The organism is Chelatococcus sp. HY11, from assembly GCF_018398335.1.
Taxonomy (GTDB): Bacteria; Pseudomonadota; Alphaproteobacteria; order Rhizobiales; family Beijerinckiaceae; genus Chelatococcus.
Map to the genome: position 1 here is coordinate 2,174,776 of NZ_JAHBRX010000001.1, position 17,463 is coordinate 2,192,238.

Here is a 17,463-nt window from a genome sequence, read left to right on the forward strand (position 1 = left end):
CTGTTTCTTCATCAGTCAGCTTGGACAGGCCAACCTGTCCAAGCTGACAGGACTTTTCGAGAAAGCGCGGCCCCGGCCGCGCTTTTTTGTCGCGATCACCATACGAAACCACCTGGCCGCCCCGAGAAATCCGGGGCTCGCGAAGAAATGTCTATCGCGGGCCGGTGCTTACAAGATCACGAAAGCGGTCGCTTGGGACCAACGCAGCTCTCCAAGAGAACGGATATCACCGACCGTGCGCGGAAACCGCAATATGGAAAGCGCGCCACCCGAAACGTTGCTCTAAAATATATGTATAACGGCACCACAAATTATCAAGTTTGAGGTAATAATGGCGCCTAATCGCAGTAAAATATCCAGCCACACCGATTTTATTGGAGATACACCCGTTTTCGTGGCGAGCGATGATGGAATATCGATACCGACGGGCGAATTTGAACTCATTGAACTCCATGCTGGAGACCATTTAGTTCCGCTACATGGGCTCGTTAATACTCTCGGGGGCGAAGGCTCTGACAAGTTCATAGCGACGAGTGATACTAGCTATGCCTGGATTGATTACTTTAACGAAGGAGACACACTCAATCTCCACGCCTTCGGCTTTACCGAGAAAGAGCAGATCGTTGCAGTTGCCAAAGGTTACCATAAAGACGATGTCCTATGGTGCGAAGACGACGGTGAGAATTCAGAGAGTGATCCGGCTATCGGCGAGGAATGGCCAAAAGAATATGACTTTGAATATACTGCTGTCACGCTCGCTCTCCCCAATGGAGGCTACGTGATAATTAATGATATGACACTCGCGCATTTCAAAGAAAACGTCGAAGCAATCGTGGACCTGACACCGTCGCAGGCAGACTTGCCTTAGCATCCCGGATGAAGGCGCGGCCGACGATCCCGATTACAAATCCTTAACGCACCCGCAATCCAATCGAGAGTGCACGTCGCACATTGTCGCCTTCCGATCTTCGCGCTAGCTATTGCGTGGGTCGGGTCGCGACGGCGGCATGCCGAAGGGCATGGCGGATAGCGCGATTTGGGCGAGTACTATGTTCGGGCATCGCGCAGCCGCGCCAAACACGGGGATATCGGCCGTGCATTTCTGCACATGGCCGGCACACGCATGATCGACGGATTAAAGAGCTTCCTCCTCGCCATCTGGCACCTCACCAAGCCCTATTTCAACTCCCGTGACATCGGGGAGATCCGGGTCTGGCCCTTCGGCACATTCCGCGCGCAGGAGCGCTGGATCGGCCTGTTCATGCTGGCGACCGTCGTGCTGCTCGCTCTCGGCGGCGTGGCGCTCAACGTTGTTCTGTCCTACTGGAACAACAATTTCTACAACGCCCTGCAGGCCAAGGACGAGGGAACCTTCTGGAGCCTGCTGGGGCTGTTCTGCATCCTCGCGACAGTCTGGATCACCCGCGCCGTCATTGCTTATGTGGTGCGCTCCTATCTCGTCATCCGCTGGCGGCGGGTGATGACGGATCTCTATCTCGACCGCTGGATGCGCAACAATGCCCACTACCGCATGCGCTTCCTCGGGCAGAAGGCCGACAACCCGGATCAGCGTATCCAGGAGGACATCGACCAGTTCGTCACCACGACGCTGACGCTGTTCCTCGGCCTCCTCACCTCGGTCGTCACGCTGTTTTCCTTCGCCTTCATCCTCTGGAACCTCTCCTCCAGGATGACCTTGCCCTTCACGGACATCACGATTCCGGGCTTCCTGTTCTGGGTTGCGCTGATCTATTCGGTGGCCGGCACGGTCGGCGCGCATTATTTCGGCCGGAAGCTGATCCATCTCAACTTCATGCAGCAGCGCTACGAGGCCGATTTCCGCTTCGGCATGGCGCGCGTGCGTGAGTATGGCGAGCAGATCGCGCTGATGGAGGGCGACCAGGCCGAGCGCAGCCGGCTGGGCCGGCTGTTCAGCTTCGTCGTGAAGAACTTCCTGCAGCTCGTGGGCGTGCAGAAGATCCTTACCGCCTTCACGTCCGGTTATGGACAGGCGGCCGTCGTCTTCCCCTTCCTGCTGACCGCGCACAACTACTTTTCGGGACGCGTGACCTTCGGCGACCTGATGCAGACGAACCAGGCCTTCGGTCAGGTGCAGGATGCCCTCTCCTTCTTCGTGGATGCCTATTCCACGGTGGCCGCCTACAAGGCGATCGTCGATCGTCTCACCGGCTTCGACGAAACGATGGAGCGGGCGACGAGCGTCGGCAGCGATACCCACTTGCTCACCCGCAGCAAAGCCGCCAACGGCGACCTCGTCGTCGATGGCGCGACCCTCTCGACACCAACGGGGGAGACCATTCTCACCGTGCCGCATCTCGCATTGGAGGAAGGCCGCGAGACGCTGATCGCCGGCCCGTCGGGATCGGGCAAATCGACGCTCTTCCGGGCGATCGCCGGCATCTGGCCCTATGCGGAAGGCAAGCTCGCCGTTCCAGCGGACAAGAAGCTCATGCTCCTGCCGCAACAGCCCTATATCCCGCTCGGCACCCTGCGCGAAGCCGTCACCTATCCTGCGCAGGAGGGGGCGTTCGACGACGCGGCCATCCGCGAGGCGCTCACCGCCGTGCAGCTGTCGCATCTCATTCCGCAGCTCGATGAGTCCCATGCCTGGCAGCAGCGCCTGTCAGGCGGCGAGCAGCAGCGTCTCGCCATCGCCCGCGCGCTCCTCGCCAAGCCCGACTGGCTGCTTCTCGATGAGGCAACCGCCGCCCTGGACGAGCCGCTGGAGAAGGCCGTCTACGCCGTGATCGCGGAGAAGCTGCCGGATACCACGGTCGTGTCGATCGGCCATCGTTCCACGTTGAACGCGCTACACGACCGGCGGATCATCATGGAGCGGCGCGCGGATGGCATCTTCAGCCCGGTCGCGACAGGCCAGCCGATGAGTTCGGCCCCCGCGTGACCGGGAAACCTGCCTGATCCAGAGATAACGTCGGGCGCGTTTAGATGAAATTCATCAAAAACGCGTCCTTCTCTGGGACATGGTAGCGTTTCGTCCGCGCAGGCTGGTCAACGCTCGGGACGACGAGGCTTGGAACGAGGCCTGGAAGACGAGGCTTGGAATAAGACGGCATGACGATCATTCTGACCTTTGCCGTCAATTCCATCCTCAATTTTCTGCTCGGGCTGCTGGTCGCCAAATTCCTCGGTCCCGCCGAGTTCGGGCGCTATGCCATCGCCGCGGCTATCGCGACGGTCGTCAATACGGTGGGCCTCGATTGGCTGCGCCTCTCCGCCACCCGCTTCTATTCCGAGCGGACGCGGCAGGAGGAATCCGCCGTGCGCTCCACCCTGGAGACAACGTTCGCCATCATGGCGCTGGCGATCGTTCTCGGTGCCGGTGTCGTCATTCTGTCGGGGATCGATACCGGTTTCACCCCGGGACTGATCGCCGCCACGGCCGCGATGTGCATCGCCATCGGCATCTTTGATTTTCATACGGCGCTCGCCCGTGCACGCTTCCTGGAACGGGGCTACGCGCATCTCGTCATCGTCAAGAACGTCGCGCTGTTCATCCTGATGGTCGGCAGCGCCATGCTGTTCGAAAATGCCACGATCGTCGCGCTCGGCTTCGCCGCAGGCTCCCTTATCGCCATTGTCGTCGGTCGCGTAGCGCTCAGGGACCCCGGGCTCAGCCCGCGCGAGGCTCAGTCCGCATTGGCGCGGAGCTTTCTCGCCTATGGCCTGCCGCTGGTCGGGGCGAACGCCATCTTCCAGCTGATGACGATCCTCAATCGCGGCGCGGTCGCTTCGCACTACGGCTTCGCCGAAGCCGGCTATTTCTCGCTCGCCGCCGACCTCGGCATCCGCATCTTCGCGGTCGCGGGCTCGGCGGTGGACATCCTCCTGTTCCAGCTCGCCGTGCGCACGGACGAAACCCATGGCCGGGAGGCCGCGAACCAGCAGGTGTCGCGCAATCTCGTCATCATCCTGGCTTTCCTCGCGCCGCTTGCAGCAGGCTATTTCGTGCTGCTGCCGCCTTTCCAAAGCCTGTTCGTCCCATCCGATTTCCAGGGGCCGTTCGCGCGTTATTCGCTCGTGCTCATCCCGGCGCTCCTCTCTTTCTCGCTGCTGCAGTTCGCACTCAACCCGATCTTCCAGATCGAGAAGCGCACGCGACCGGTCATCATCGCCGCCGGCTTCGGCCTTGTGGTCAATCTCGCGCTGATGGCAATCCTGCCCGCGCTCTACGGGCCGATCGGCTTCGCGCTCGCGCAGATGGGCGGCATGCTCGCAGCGCTCGGCCTCACCTTCATGCTCGCCCTGCCGTTGATGACGGGGCGCCCGCCGGTAAAGGATGTCCTGGTAATACTCGGCGCCACCGCCCTCGTGGCCGCGGCCGTCTGGCCGATGCGCTCCATCGACAGCGCACTCGTCGCGCTTGTTGTCGCCCCAGTCGTCGGCGGTGTGATCTACGGCGCCCTGATCCTGGGACTGGACGTGGCCGGCCTTCGCGCCGCTGTCCTTCAGCGGCTCAAAACAAAGCTGTCCTGATGTAAATGTTGATTGCGCGCATCAGCGCAAGAATACTCTAACCCTGTTGGCAATTTCACGCCCCTATTACGGCGGGAGAAGGTAAGTCAGTAAGGGCGGATTCACCACTCGGCCCGCTATCCTTGTCCAAACGGACATCCGAAACGAGGACAGCCGATGCGCCATCGCCAGTTTCTGCCAGCCGTCGCGCTGACATTGAGCCTCTTTGTGCCGTCTATCGCCTCTGCCCAGCAGGGAGGCTATCCCGCGTCAAACGGCAATCTCGGCGGTGGTTTCCTGGAATTCCTGGCGACGGGCGGCCGACAAGGCGGCACCCAGGCGCCAGAGTACTTCTATCAGCCCGCCCCCCCACCCGGCTCCGGCTCGAGAGCCGGTCGTGCCGCCCATGGCGACCAATACCTGCCTGTCCAACGCGACCCGCTGACCGACGCACTGAATGGTCCGGCACGTGGTGACTACTACGGCTCACGCCAGGGCGGAGGCTATGACGGGCGGTATCAAGGGCGCCGGATGCGAACGGCGAATGTGCCACCGGACGCCATCGACTCCCGCCGCAGCTACGCGCCGCAGGCGGAGGTCGCGAGCCGCCTTCAGCGCCAGGAAGTCGCCTATGACGGCAAGGAGAAGGCCGGCACCATCATTGTCGACACCCGCACCCGCTATCTCTATCTCGTCCAGCCAGGCGGCCGGGCGATGCGCTATGGCATCGGCGTCGGCCGCGAGGGTTTCACCTGGAAGGGTCGCGAGACGGTGAGCATGATGCGTGAATGGCCATCATGGCGGCCACCAGCCGAGATGCGCAAGCGTCGGCCCGACCTGCCGCGCTACATGGAGGGGGGGCCAAACAATCCGCTCGGTGCCCGGGCGCTCTATCTCGGCAACACCTTGTTCCGCATCCATGGCACGAACGAGCCGCATACCATAGGCCGCGCCGTTTCGTCCGGATGCATACGGATGATGAACAATGATGTCATCGACCTCTACAACCGGGTCGGCGTCGGCACACGCGTGGTCGTGAGCTAAGCTCAATCGATATTCGGCGTTTTCAGCTGTCATGGCCGGCTTGTCCGGCCATCCCGATGAATTGAGGTGCCGTTCTGGTCGGGATCACCGGGACCCGGCTGTCGCCGAATTCCTGATCAATGTCCGAAATCGGATAGATCCGATTTCGGACAACCCTGTGATGACGACGGAATCTTCCGGGCCATTCTTGAATGCACTGGCGCCAAAGGCCGGTCATGGCGACAGGCGGTCTTCCGCCCCTTGAGACCTAAAGCCAGTCCGATGTGTCGCCGCCGTTGTCGTATCCGGCATCGTAGTCGTCATCGCCGGAGTCAGACTCGTCGTAGTTTGCCTCTTGCACCTGCGGGCTATCGTCCTTCGTATCCGTCGCCGAAGCCGGATCGGCCTGCGGCGTCGATGCGGCCGAGGCGGTGTCCGAAGTGCCCGTCTGGCCGTGAGAGCCAAGGCCGAAAGCGCTGGCCAGCAAGTTGCCAGCGACGAGACCGCCAGCGACGCCGGCGGCTGTGGTCAGCGCCGAGGACAGAAATCCGCCGCCACCCATCCGCTGTCCCCAGGGACCATTCGCACCAGCACCGAAGCCCGGTGCGTTCGCGCCGCCCCACGGGCCGGATGGCGGCTGGGCGCCTTGAAAATCCGCGCCCATGGGGCTCGCACCGCCACGGGCCGCGGCCTCTGGCGCTACTGGCGCCGCGCTGGGGCGTGCCGGAGCGGCGGGCGCGCCGCCGCCGAACAGTCCAGAGAGAAACCCGCCCGCCTGCTGGGCTTGCGGCGCGTTGCGCGCTTCCGCGAGCTCCGCCTCGAGCGCAGCGATACGCTGGTTGAGATTGGCGAGTGCCTGTTCCTGCACATGCACGACCTGGGCCATGACATAGGGAGCACTCGGCTGCGCGGCGACACGCTCGCGAATGAAGGCTTCCGCCTCGGGATCGCGCGGCTGGCCGTCGGCCTGCCTCAGGCGGTCGAATATACCGCCGATCACATCCTTCTCCTGCTCGTTCATCGCGAACGTCCCTCATGTCTTACACGCGGGTCAATCCCGCCGAATCGTGGAATTCTATACCGGTAAGACGTGACGAAATTCGGACCGAACCGAAAGGATGGAACAAGGGGCGGCGCGTGGAAGGCCCCGCCCCGTTCACACTCACGCGACCGCGCGGATGACGGCCCTCAGCTTGTCGGCGATCTCGCCGATCTGGCTTTCCGTGATGATCAGCGGAGGCGACAGGGCGATGGTGTCGCCGGCCGTGCGGAACATCAGGCCATGTTCGTGGAATGCACGGTCCAACGCCTCATAGCCTCGGGTGCCCGGCGCACCATCCCGCGGCTTGAGGTCGACCGCACCGACGAGACCGATCGAACGGATGTCCTCGACATTAGGCTCGCCCTTCAGCGCGTGGATGGCATCAGCCCAGATGGGCTCGAGCTCGCGCGCCCGCTCGAACAATCCCTCGTCTCTATAGATGTCGAGCGTGGCAAGGCTCGCGGCGCAGGCCAGCGGATGCGCCGAATAGGTGTAGCCGTGCGTCAGCTCGATGGCATGCATCGGGCCGCCCTGCATGAAGGCTTCATAGATGCCCTTGCGCACGAAGCAGCCCCCCATCGGCACCGTGCCGGAGGTAACACCTTTCGCGAAGGTCATGATATCCGGGACAACACCGAAGCGCTCGGCCGCGAAGCTTGCGCCCAAACGGCCAAAACCGGTGATGACCTCGTCGAAGATCAACAGGATGCCGTGCTTGTCGCAAATCTCACGCAGGCGCTTGAGATAGCCTTGCGGCGGCGGCAGCGCCCCTGTCGAACCCGCCATGGGCTCGACGATGACGGCCGCGATGGTCGAGGCATCGTGAAGCGCGACCAGACGTTCCAGGTCATCCGCGAGATGGGCGCCCCACTCCGGCTCGCCACGGGAGAAGGCCTGCTTTTCACGATTATAGGTGTGGCTGATGTGATCAACGCCCGCCAGCAGGTTGCCGTAGAGCTTGCGGTTGGCGACGATGCCGCCGACCGCGGTGCCACCGAAGCCGACACCGTGGTAGCCGCGTTCGCGTCCGATGAGGCGCGACTTCGAGCCCTTGCCCTGCACGTTCCAGTAGGCCAACGCGATCTTCAACGCCGTGTCGACCGCTTCGGAGCCGGAATTGGCGAAGAACACATGGTCGAGATCGCCAGGCGCGAGCGCCGCGAGACGGGCAGCCAGGGTGAACGCCTTGGGATGGCCGAATTGGAAGCTCGGCGCGTAGTCGAGCTCGGCAGCCTGCTTCTGGATGGCATCGATAATCGCATCGCGATTATGGCCGGCGTTGCAGCACCATAGGCCCGATGAGCCGTCGATGATCCTGCTGCCGTCATTGGCGATGTAGTGAATGTCCTTTGAACTTACGACCAGGCGCGGCTTGGCCTTGAACGACCGGTTCGCCGTGAAGGGCATCCAGAAGGCTTCAAGGTCGTTCGGGGTGGAGGACGCCGAGCGACCGGCGTGATCGTAGGCAGAAGACATGAAAAGGCTCCGTGGGTGACGTAACCACCGCTAAACACCCGCCGTCAGGGTTCGCACAGCCGTTCGGCAGGCCGGGAGAGGCGGGGCTAACCCCTTCATGACACCGGCATGGAGGAACTTCAAACGCGATTTTGCCCAAGACCACGTCGACCTTGCCTATGGCACCGGCGGCCCAGATGTATTAGGCGTGACAAATTCCAACACTATGCTGCAGCGACGAAAGCCACACCGGCTTCCTCTTGCTCATCATGGAATTTTATACTGAAGCGTCGGTGCAGAAGGAGATATTATGTCAGACGCGGTGGGGCCCATTCCGGTGATCGAGGGCTTGTCGTCGGTCGCGGATCGCTATGACGTCATTCTGTGCGATATCTGGGGGGTTCTCCATGACGGCGTGCGCGCTTTCGCCGCAACCGGCGACGCGCTGAACCGTTTCCGTGCCAAAGGCGGGACCGTCATCCTCATTTCCAACGCGCCGCGCCCGGGGCCGGAAGTGCTGCCGCTCCTTGACGGCCTCGGGGTCCGCCGTGACGCTTATGACGACATCATCACCTCCGGTGACGTCGCCCGCCGCAGCATCGCCCAGCATGGCAATGATCCGCTCTTCCACCTCGGGCCGGAGAGGGACCTGCCGCTTTTCCAGGGCCTCCATGCACGCCTCGTGCCGGTTGAGGATGCGCGTTACGTCGTATGCACCGGCCTGTTCGACGACAACCACGAGACGCCCGAACACTACCGCGATCAGTTTGAGGCGATGCAGGCCCGCAACCTGGCGATGATCTGCGCCAATCCCGACCTCGTCGTCGAGCGTGGCCATCATCTCATCTACTGCGCCGGGGCGCTGGCGGCGCTCTATGAAGCGCTTGGCGGCACGGTCACCTATGCTGGCAAGCCACATCGGCCGATCTATGATGCCGCTTTCGAGCTCGCATCGAAAGTCCGTCGGGCGCCGATCGACGCAAACCGTGTTCTGGCCGTCGGCGATGCGATCCGCACGGATGTCGCGGGCGCCGCGGCGATGGGGATTGATGCGCTCTTTGTCAGCCGCGGCATCCACGCCCGCGAGTTCGCTGATCCGACCGGCACGCTCGATACCGGTGCGCTGGGCCGCTGGATTGTGGAACAAAGCCACCATCCCGCGATGATGATCGATATGGTGCGCTGGTCAGCGGCGTAGGGCGCAACGGAAAGCGCCCTCATTTGCGGGCGTTTTCCGCCGAATCTCGCCACGTCCGAGACGGTGACCCTGCGCCCCGCCCGGTCCCCCCTCTTCCGAAGTTGTAATGAATTTTTGAGACAGCGGCGGAAAAGACTAGCCTTGCTAAGGATTCAGGCGCGGCCTGAAATCCACTTCCACGCCGTCAACCTATACCGCAGGTTGCTTCGATCTTTGCTTTCAATATCTGCGCGTTGAAAGGTTTGACAATATAGTTGTCGACACCCGCGCGCTTGGCCGCAATGACGCTCTCCGTCTTGGATTCGGCCGTCACCATGATGAAACGCATGCTGTCGAAAGCCGGATTGGCCCGGACAAGCTGGACAAGCTCAAAGCCGCTCATCGGCTCCATGTTCCAATCGGAAATGACCAGTCCGTACTGCTTGAGCTTAAGCTTGGCCAAAGCGCTTTCACCGTTCGGCGCCTCGTCAATGTCGTGAAAGCCAATCTGCTCAAGGAGATTTCGAACAATGCGGACCATCGTCTGGAAATCATCGACGATGAGAATCGGCATTGCAAAGTCAAGCATCACGGCCAGCTCCAAATGGATTCGTCATGCGGAATGGAACAATCCAAACCAAACCGGGGACCGAACGAGAAGCGCAATTCTTCTCGCACGCGCCAGCGCATTGAACGGATCACAGCCCCCAGCGCGGTTAATAGCCAAATGGCCGTAGGACGCAACCGAATCTTTACTCCGCGCACAAGCATCAAACGGCTCGCTAGCGAGCCTTCCCGACGATATAGCCGACAGAGGTGGGAATGTGGCTTGAACGCGGATGTCTTGCGGCGACCTGCCGCTTGACCACGGTATGGGCATGGGGGCAGGGTTCGACGCTGGCCGGCACTCATTGTCCAAGATTGATCGCGACTGCACCATGACCCAAGATACACCATTTCTCGTGACGCGATCGAGCACATTACCGGCGGGTCTCGCCAGCCCGATTCTCGCCATCGGCAACTTTGACGGCATCCATCGCGGCCACCAGGCTGTCATCCGCACGGCGGTTGAGTTGGCACAAGACCGAGGCCGCCCGGCCAGCGCCCTCACATTTGATCCTCACCCCAGCCTGTACTTCGCGCCGCAACGCCCGACCTTCGCGCTGACCCCCCTGCCCCTCAAGAAGCGGCTGATGGCCCATTTCGGCCTCTCCGGCGCGATCGTCCTTCCCTTCGATCACAACCTCGCGGCCACCACCGCCGAGGAATTCGTCGACCGGTTGCTGATCGGTGAAATCGGCGCGGCCGGCATCGTCATCGGCGGGGATTTCCATTTCGGACGTGGCCGTGAAGGCTCGCCTGACTTCCTGAGCAAGCGCGCCGCCCACCATGGCATTCCGGTCATCATGGTAACGGCAGTCGGCGACGGCGAGGATCACAACATGAGGGTGTCATCCACCGCCATCCGCGAGGCCCTGGCGCGCGGCGACATAAGCTCCGCCAACAAGATGCTCGGCTACCGCTGGCTGGTCAGCGGCACGGTCGTGCACGGCGACAAGCGCGGCCGGCTTCTCGGCTTCCCCACCGCGAACGTTCATCTCTGGAAAGACTTCGGCCTGCGTTACGGCATCTATGCTGTCCGTGTGCGGCATGCCGACACCGTGTTTGACGGCGTCGCCAGCTTCGGACGTCGCCCGACCTTCGACAACGGACCTCCACTGCTCGAAGTTCATCTCTTCTCTTTTGCCGGTAATCTTTATGACGCGCTGATCGATGTCGAATTCGTAGCGTGGCTGCGCGGTGAGGAGCGTTTCGACGATGTCGACGCGCTGATCGCCCAGATGAACCGGGATTCAGAGGATGCCCGAGGCCATATCGCCCATCCGGACGCGGCGATTCCATCGCTGATAGCCTCACTGGCGGCGCCCGACCTGACAGACCGCTCCGCCTGCCACTCACCTTATTCCGCCTAGTGGCATCCAGCGGAACGGTGATGGCGGCTTTTTCGCGCCCCTCAGGCGGAACCAGGGGGCGCCCTTCATAAGCTCCGCAGTGGCATCCCGTGGTATTTCTCCACAATTTTTTAATCATGTTCGGTAAGATAAGGCTATCCTTGTAACGGACGGTCGCTTTGCCAATGCCCCTGACCAAAATTGTAAAGGCCACGCCCGGCGAGCTTATGGTCCGTTTTGGCATTCTTTTCGTTGCATTCGCGGCTGTGATGGCAATTGCGCGTCGTATCGAGAGCGACTTGTCCATCGATTCAATGATCGTGATCCTGCCAGTCGCGGCTGTGCTCGCTCTGATTTCGCTTGTTCTGCATTTCCCCGCCGCCCCTGGCCTCAGTACCCTGGGCGCCAGGCTGATCTCGCTCAGCGACGGCGACCTGACGAGCCCCGTGCCGGACGCCGCGAAATCCAGTGAGGAAATGCGGCTGTCGCAAGCCGTGGAGCGGGTGCGCCAGGAATTGGTCTCCACCAAGGCTGCGCTCACAAAACTGACCGAGGCGCAGGCCGCCGCGACACGCGAACAGCGCATCAGCATCGATCCGCGCGGCGTCGAGCGCCTGACACGATTGGCGAATGCCGTCGCCGAGGCGGCCCGCTCCATCGATTCGTCCTCGAAGGAAACGAGCGACATCTGCGAAACGACCATCGCACGCATCCGCGAGAGCGTGCGTTCCGCCCATCTCTCCACGCATGGGGTGCAGACCGCGGCCGCCGCCGCCGTGGAGCTGACGAGCTCGATCAATGAGATCGGCCGCCAGCTCTCGCAAGGCTCCGACATTGCCGCCCGCGCCGTGCGCGAGGCCGAGGGCACAAGCGCACTCGTCGGCGCGCTGGACCGTTCCAGCGCCAAGATCGGCGAGGTCGTCACGCTCATCACGGCCATCGCCGAGCAGACCAACCTCCTGGCGCTCAATGCGACGATTGAGGCCGCGCGCGCCGGCGAAGCAGGTCGCGGCTTCGCCATCGTCGCGCAGGAAGTGAAGGCTCTCGCCAGCCAGACCGCGCGCGCCACCGAGGACATCCGTGGACAGATCAACTCGATGCAATCGGCGACCTCGCAGGCCGTCGCAGCGATCGGATCCATCACCGGAACCATCGCATCCATCGACCGGATGACCATGATCATCGCCGATGCGGTCGGCCAGCAGAGTGCCGCGACGCAGGAAATCGCGCGCTCCATCGAGACGGCCGCGGCTGGAGCCGGCGAGCGCAGCGATACGCTCGCTCTGGTTGAGCGCACCGCCGAGGACACTACGCGCACCCGTGACAGCCTGGCGCGCGGGGTCGCCAAGCTGCGCACGGATCTCGACAGCTTCAGGTCGCATTGCGAACGGCTGCTCGCCCCTTCACAGGGTGCCTGAGACCCGACGGCGCCGCGTTGCCGCCGCGCACCTTGGCATGCCGCCGGACCTGGACAACCGAGCTTTCGGATAGCCTTTCATACGGTCTTTATTCCGGCCGGGGCTGCTGCTAGAAGACCTTGCATGGACAGGTTTCTTGCTATGCGGCGAATTAAGAGCCCGGCTTTCGCCTGAGCGCACGGCTTCTGGAGCATCCGTCTCCCGGGCCGCGCCTCGCGAAGGTCCGGGTTATCATGGGCTCGAAGCGCCCATTCGCTATGATTTTCATGCTCAGCGCCCATGCAGTCCTGCAACGGGCGCGTTCTTCAACCGGCCAGGCTCATGACCGATTCACCTGTTTCACCCGCTGACCAATCTTCCTCTTCCGCGCAGCGGGACTATTCCGAGACGCTTTTCCTGCCGCAGACGGATTTCCCGATGCGTGCCGGGCTACCTCAGCGCGAGCCCGAATTTCTCGATCGTTGGAAGCGTATCGGCCTTTACAAGAAGTTGCGCGGGGCCGGTAAGGACCGCAAGCGTTTCGTCCTGCACGACGGCCCTCCCTACGCGAACGGCAACATCCACATCGGCCACGCGCTAAACAAGATCCTGAAGGATCTCGTCGCGCGCTCGCAGCAGATGCTGGACCATGACGCGAATTATGTACCCGGCTGGGATTGTCACGGCCTGCCGATCGAATGGAAGGTCGAGGAACAGTATCGCGCCAAGGGCCGCGACAAGGATGACGTGCCGATCATCGAATTCCGCCGCGAGTGCCGCGCCTTTGCCCAACACTGGCTCGACGTGCAGCGCGAGGAGTTCAAGCGGCTCGGCGTCGAGGGCGACTGGGATCACCCCTACGCCACCATGACCTTCGATGCCGAGGCTCAGATCGCCCGCGAGGTCATGAAATTCGCGGCGAGCGGCCAGCTCTATCGCGGCTCGAAGCCGGTGATGTGGTCGATCGTCGAGCGGACGGCGCTGGCCGAGGCCGAGGTCGAGTATCAGGAGCACACGTCCTCCACGATCTTCACGAAGTTCCCGGTTGTCGCGAGCGCCGATCCCGTGCTCGTCGGAGCATCGGTGATCATCTGGACCACGACGCCCTGGACGATCCCCGCGAACCGCGCCATCGCCTTCTCGAAAAGCATCTCCTACGGCCTCTACGAGGTCACAGCCGCGCCCGAGGGCAATTGGGCGAAGGTAGGAGACCGTTATATCCTCGCCGACAAATTGGCCGCCGACGTGCTGAACGCCGCCAAGGTCGAGGCCTATGAACGTCGCGCGGAAATCAGCGCGGAAATGCTCGCCGGGATCCATGCCGCGCATCCGTTGCGCGGCCAGGGCTACGAGTTCGACGTGCCGCTCGTTGCCGCCGACTATGTGACGGACGATGCGGGCACTGGCTTCGTGCATACGGCGCCGGGTCACGGCGCTGACGACTACATCACCTTCATCAACAACCGCGCCGTCTTCGAGCGCGCCGGCACGTCGGCGGTGCCGCATACGGTGGGGCCGGATGGCGCTTATTATAGCCATGTGCCGCTGTTCGCCGGCGCGCGCGTGCTCGACGACAAGGGCAAGGAAGGCGACGCCAACAAGCGGGTCATCGAGGCACTCGTGGCCGCGAACGCCCTGATCGCGCGTGGGCGCCTGAAGCACCAGTATCCCCATTCCTGGCGCTCCAAGGCGCCGCTCATCTTCCGCAACACGCCGCAATGGTTCATCGCCATGGACAAGGATATCGCGGGTCAGGGCGACACCCTGCGCCAGCGTGCCCTGACGGCGATCGCCGCGACGGAGTGGGTGCCGGAGACGGGCGAGAACCGTATCAACGGCATGATCCAGAACAGGCCGGACTGGGTGATCTCGCGTCAGCGCGCCTGGGGCGTGCCGATCGCCATCTTCATGCGTGAGGACGCCGCCGGCAATGTCGTCGGCCTCGCGCCGGGGCCGGATTTCGAGGCGAACCAGGAACTGTCCGACCGCGTTGCAGCCGCCTTCGTCGCGGAAGGGGCAGACGCCTGGTTCGCGGCCGATCCGCGCCGGTTCCTCGACGGGCTCGTCGACAACCCGCAAGAGTGGTCGCCCGTCAACGACATCCTCGATGTGTGGTTCGAATCGGGCTCGACCCATGCCTTCACGCTTGAAGTGCGGCCTGAATTGAAGGCGCGCCGCGCGGTCGACGGCGGGCATGACAAGGTCATGTATCTCGAGGGCTCCGACCAGCATCGCGGCTGGTTCCACTCCTCGCTTCTGGAGAGCTGCGGGACGCGCGGACGCGCGCCTTTCGACATCGTGCTGACGCACGGCTTCACGCTCGACGAGCAGGGCCGCAAGATGTCGAAGTCGCTCGGCAACACGGTCGCCCCGCAGGATGTCATCCGCACCGCCGGCGCCGATATCCTGCGCCTCTGGACCGCGTCGGTGGATTATTCCGATGACCAGCGCATCGGTCCTGAGATCATCAAGAGCGTCGTCGACCACTATCGCAAGCTGCGCAACACCATCCGCTGGATGCTCGGCACGCTTCACCACTTCAAGGGGCATGACCTTGTCCAGGTTAGCCAGATGCCGGAGCTCGAGCGGCTGATCCTGCACCGCCTCGCCGAGCTCGACGAAGAAGTCCGCAAGGCTTATGCGGCCTTCGACTACAAGCGTGTCGTCGCGGCGCTTTCGGTCTTCATGACGTCCGATCTGTCGGCGTTCTATTTCGACGTGCGCAAGGATGCGCTGTACTGCGATCCGGCCAACAGTCTGACGCGGCGCAGCGCGCTGACTGTTATCGACCAGGTGTTTCGCTGCGTCACGACCTGGCTCGCGCCGATCCTGGTCTTCACCACCGAGGAGGCGTGGCTGGCACGGTTCCCCTCGGAGGAAGATTCGGTCCATCTCGAACTCTTCCCGCAGATCCCGCCGGACTGGCGCCATGACAGCCTGAAGGCCAAGTGGGACAAGATCCGCCGCGTCCGCCGCGTGATCACGGGGGCGCTGGAGATCGAGCGCGCGCAGAAGCGCATCGGCTCCAGCCTCGATGCCGCGCCCATCGTCTTCATCGAGGACCCGGAGTTGATGACGGCTCTCAAGGGCATCGATCTCGCGGAAGTCGCAATCACATCAGCAATCCAGGTCATCTCCGGCGTCGGTCCCGCGGACGGCTTCCGCCTCGACGATGTGGCCGGTGTTGTCGTGGTCCCCGGGCTTGCCGCGGGGCGCAAATGCGCCCGCTCCTGGAAGATCTCGCCGGACGTCGGCAGCGATCCCGAATATCCCGACGTCACGCCGCGCGACGCCGACGCGCTGCGCCTTTGGGACGCGGCCCACAAGCGCGCATGAGCATGCCGCCCGCCCGTCTCGGGGCTCTCCTGGCCGGCCTGACCTTCGTCGTCGATCAGGCGTCGAAGCTCTGGCTCTACCACGTCGTGGACATCGGCGCCCGGCCGCCCATCGCGGTCACGCCGTTCTTCGACCTCATGCTGGTCTGGAACAGGGGCGTCTCCTACGGCCTGTTCCAGCAGGAGGGGCCTATCGGCCCATGGGTGCTTGTGATCCTGTCGCTGGCAGCCGCCGTGGGATTGAGCATCTGGCTGCGGCGCATCAAGACGGGGCTTATGGCGGTCGCCATCGGCCTCATCATCGGCGGGGCGCTTGGCAATGCCGTTGATCGGGCCGCCTATGGCGCGGTGCTCGATTTTGCGCATCTTCATGCCTTCGGCTATAGTTGGTATGTCTTCAACGTTGCCGATGCGGCGATTGTCGCGGGCGTCATCGGCATTCTTTATGATGCCCTGTTCCTGGAGCATCGGCGCAACAACGCCTCGAGCTCGCAGGCATCCGGTCCAGACACGACCTCTTGAAGAAACGCCCCTCGCTCGGGCTTCTCGATAAGCGGTTCGGCTGGTATGAAGGGACTGAGAGCTGCCTGTCACAGTACTGACGGGTTATTTAGGGGAGATGTGGCCCGATCACGGTGTTTGTTATGATTTTTGCTGGGCGGCGCCTCACTGTTGCCGCATCATGTCAACAACACTGATCAAGCGCTGCCGACATGAGAGTAGGACTGACATCATGACGCGTCTCGACGTAAGGACCTGGGGACTGCCGGTCGCCGCCTTGATGCTTGGGCTCATGGCCAGTGCGGCGCCTGCCGCGGCGCAGGACACATCTGGCGTCTTCATGAAGGACGTCCTGGGCAGGCTCGGCATTATCGATGAGGATCGCGCCCCGATCGAATATCGTGAGCGCGCGCCTCTCGTCATCCCGCCGGGTGCCGGCAATCTCCCACCGCCACGCGCCGCGGCGAACGCTCGCGATGGCAACTGGCCGAATGATCCCGACGTCGCCGCCGCCCGCCGCGCGCAACGCGAGGCCCGTCAGCCGGTTCCTGTTCGCAATGACAGCTATGACGGACGTGCGCTCAGTGTGGACCAGATCCGTGCGGGCCGCCGGGTCGGCTCTGGCGCGTATGCTCCGGGAGAGCGCGCCAGAAGCTGCATGGGTGACAACTGCCGCGAGGAACTCCTCGTCAATCCCGACGTGCTTCGCAACAACGGGCACCCCATGGAGCAGAAATCCAACCTCGCCTACGGGAAGGAGCCGGGCCGTGGCTCACTCGCGGAACCGCCCAAGGGTTATCGCGTACCCTCGTCGAACGCGCCGCTCGGCGACGGCAAGGCATCGCCCATCGTTCGCGAATCGCCCGGTGATATCGAGCGTGAGTTCATCCGGCAGCAGGCGGGCAGCCGCTAACCGTATCGCTCGATAACGCGACGTCGCGATCGCGCTTGATTGAAATTGACACCGACGAAGCTTAGCTTTCAGCAACGCTCCTCTTTCCGGAGGGGCGTTGTCTGGCGTTGGATCGCGGCTTTGACACCATCGCGCGATCCTGTGTTGTACCCCCAAACGGGATCGCGCTACGGT

13 protein-coding genes are annotated in these 17,463 nt (G+C 62.9%); 10 read left to right on the forward strand and 3 right to left on the reverse strand.

Annotated elements, in window-relative coordinates; translation table 11 throughout:
- The first annotated feature begins 331 nt into the window (after positions 1–331).
- From KIO74_RS10015 to KIO74_RS10030, 4 genes are all read left to right on the forward strand, one after another.
- Positions 332–868: a hypothetical protein gene (locus tag KIO74_RS10015; RefSeq protein WP_213331858.1), complete on the forward strand. Its 537-nt coding sequence runs from the start codon at positions 332–334 to the stop codon at positions 866–868.
- A 168-nt stretch (positions 869–1,036) separates the two neighbouring features.
- Complete coding sequence (locus KIO74_RS10020) at positions 1,037–2,923, forward strand: ABC transporter ATP-binding protein/permease (protein WP_249730932.1); 1,887 nt, start codon at positions 1,037–1,039, stop codon at positions 2,921–2,923.
- A gap of 170 nt (positions 2,924–3,093) precedes the next feature.
- The gene (locus KIO74_RS10025; protein ID WP_213331859.1) at positions 3,094–4,515 is read left to right on the forward strand and encodes a lipopolysaccharide biosynthesis protein; all 1,422 of its coding nucleotides are present in this window, start codon (positions 3,094–3,096) and stop codon (positions 4,513–4,515) included.
- A gap of 156 nt (positions 4,516–4,671) precedes the next feature.
- A complete protein-coding gene (locus KIO74_RS10030; RefSeq protein WP_213331860.1) occupies positions 4,672–5,538 on the forward strand; it encodes a L,D-transpeptidase in 867 nt (288 codons plus the stop codon).
- Between the two features lie 247 nt (positions 5,539–5,785).
- Here the strand turns inward: KIO74_RS10030 and KIO74_RS10035 are convergent, their stop codons facing one another.
- A complete protein-coding gene (locus KIO74_RS10035; RefSeq protein ID WP_213331861.1) occupies positions 5,786–6,538 on the reverse strand; it encodes a DUF2076 domain-containing protein in 753 nt (250 codons plus the stop codon).
- Between the two features lie 141 nt (positions 6,539–6,679).
- Complete coding sequence (gene aptA / locus KIO74_RS10040; protein WP_213331862.1) at positions 6,680–8,035, reverse strand: omega-aminotransferase AptA; 1,356 nt, start codon at positions 8,033–8,035, stop codon at positions 6,680–6,682.
- A gap of 289 nt (positions 8,036–8,324) precedes the next feature.
- On the opposite strand from aptA, the gene KIO74_RS10045 reads away from it, so the two are divergent.
- Positions 8,325–9,212, forward strand: a complete 888-nt coding sequence (locus KIO74_RS10045) for a TIGR01459 family HAD-type hydrolase (protein ID WP_213331863.1) — start codon at positions 8,325–8,327, stop codon at positions 9,210–9,212.
- A gap of 184 nt (positions 9,213–9,396) precedes the next feature.
- Here KIO74_RS10045 and KIO74_RS10050 read toward each other — a convergent pair whose 3' ends face one another.
- Positions 9,397–9,783 (reverse strand): response regulator, encoded by a 387-nt coding sequence (locus tag KIO74_RS10050; RefSeq protein ID WP_213321058.1) that lies wholly within the window; start codon positions 9,781–9,783, stop codon positions 9,397–9,399.
- Positions 9,784–10,129: 346 nt separating this feature from the next.
- Between KIO74_RS10050 and KIO74_RS10055 the strand changes: the two genes are divergently transcribed.
- The 5 genes from KIO74_RS10055 (at position 10,130) to KIO74_RS10075 (ending at position 17,289) form a co-directional block, all read left to right on the forward strand.
- Complete coding sequence (locus tag KIO74_RS10055; RefSeq protein ID WP_213331864.1) at positions 10,130–11,164, forward strand: bifunctional riboflavin kinase/FAD synthetase; 1,035 nt, start codon at positions 10,130–10,132, stop codon at positions 11,162–11,164.
- A gap of 278 nt (positions 11,165–11,442) precedes the next feature.
- A complete protein-coding gene (locus KIO74_RS10060; protein ID WP_249730933.1) occupies positions 11,443–12,561 on the forward strand; it encodes a methyl-accepting chemotaxis protein in 1,119 nt (372 codons plus the stop codon).
- Positions 12,562–12,882: 321 nt separating this feature from the next.
- Complete coding sequence (gene ileS, locus KIO74_RS10065; RefSeq protein ID WP_213331866.1) at positions 12,883–15,876, forward strand: isoleucine--tRNA ligase; 2,994 nt, start codon at positions 12,883–12,885, stop codon at positions 15,874–15,876.
- A gap of 2 nt (positions 15,877–15,878) precedes the next feature.
- Positions 15,879–16,397: a signal peptidase II gene (gene lspA, locus KIO74_RS10070; protein ID WP_213334819.1), complete on the forward strand. Its 519-nt coding sequence runs from the start codon at positions 15,879–15,881 to the stop codon at positions 16,395–16,397.
- A gap of 211 nt (positions 16,398–16,608) precedes the next feature.
- Positions 16,609–17,289: a hypothetical protein gene (locus tag KIO74_RS10075; RefSeq protein ID WP_213331867.1), complete on the forward strand. Its 681-nt coding sequence runs from the start codon at positions 16,609–16,611 to the stop codon at positions 17,287–17,289.
- The last annotated feature ends 174 nt before the right edge of the window (positions 17,290–17,463 follow it).

Coding starts and splice junctions, on each gene's coding strand:
- KIO74_RS10045 (WP_213331863.1), top strand. CDS start 8,325: ATGTCAGACGCGGTGGGGCCCATTCCGGTGATCGAGGGCTTGTCGTCG.
- aptA (WP_213331862.1), bottom strand. CDS start 8,035: ATGTCTTCTGCCTACGATCACGCCGGTCGCTCGGCGTCCTCCACCCCG.
- KIO74_RS10030 (WP_213331860.1), top strand. CDS start 4,672: ATGCGCCATCGCCAGTTTCTGCCAGCCGTCGCGCTGACATTGAGCCTC.
- KIO74_RS10035 (WP_213331861.1), bottom strand. CDS start 6,538: ATGAACGAGCAGGAGAAGGATGTGATCGGCGGTATATTCGACCGCCTG.
- lspA (WP_213334819.1), top strand. CDS start 15,879: ATGCCGCCCGCCCGTCTCGGGGCTCTCCTGGCCGGCCTGACCTTCGTC.
- KIO74_RS10015 (WP_213331858.1), top strand. CDS start 332: ATGGCGCCTAATCGCAGTAAAATATCCAGCCACACCGATTTTATTGGA.
- KIO74_RS10055 (WP_213331864.1), top strand. CDS start 10,130: ATGACCCAAGATACACCATTTCTCGTGACGCGATCGAGCACATTACCG.
- KIO74_RS10075 (WP_213331867.1), top strand. CDS start 16,609: ATGACGCGTCTCGACGTAAGGACCTGGGGACTGCCGGTCGCCGCCTTG.
- KIO74_RS10025 (WP_213331859.1), top strand. CDS start 3,094: ATGACGATCATTCTGACCTTTGCCGTCAATTCCATCCTCAATTTTCTG.
- ileS (WP_213331866.1), top strand. CDS start 12,883: ATGACCGATTCACCTGTTTCACCCGCTGACCAATCTTCCTCTTCCGCG.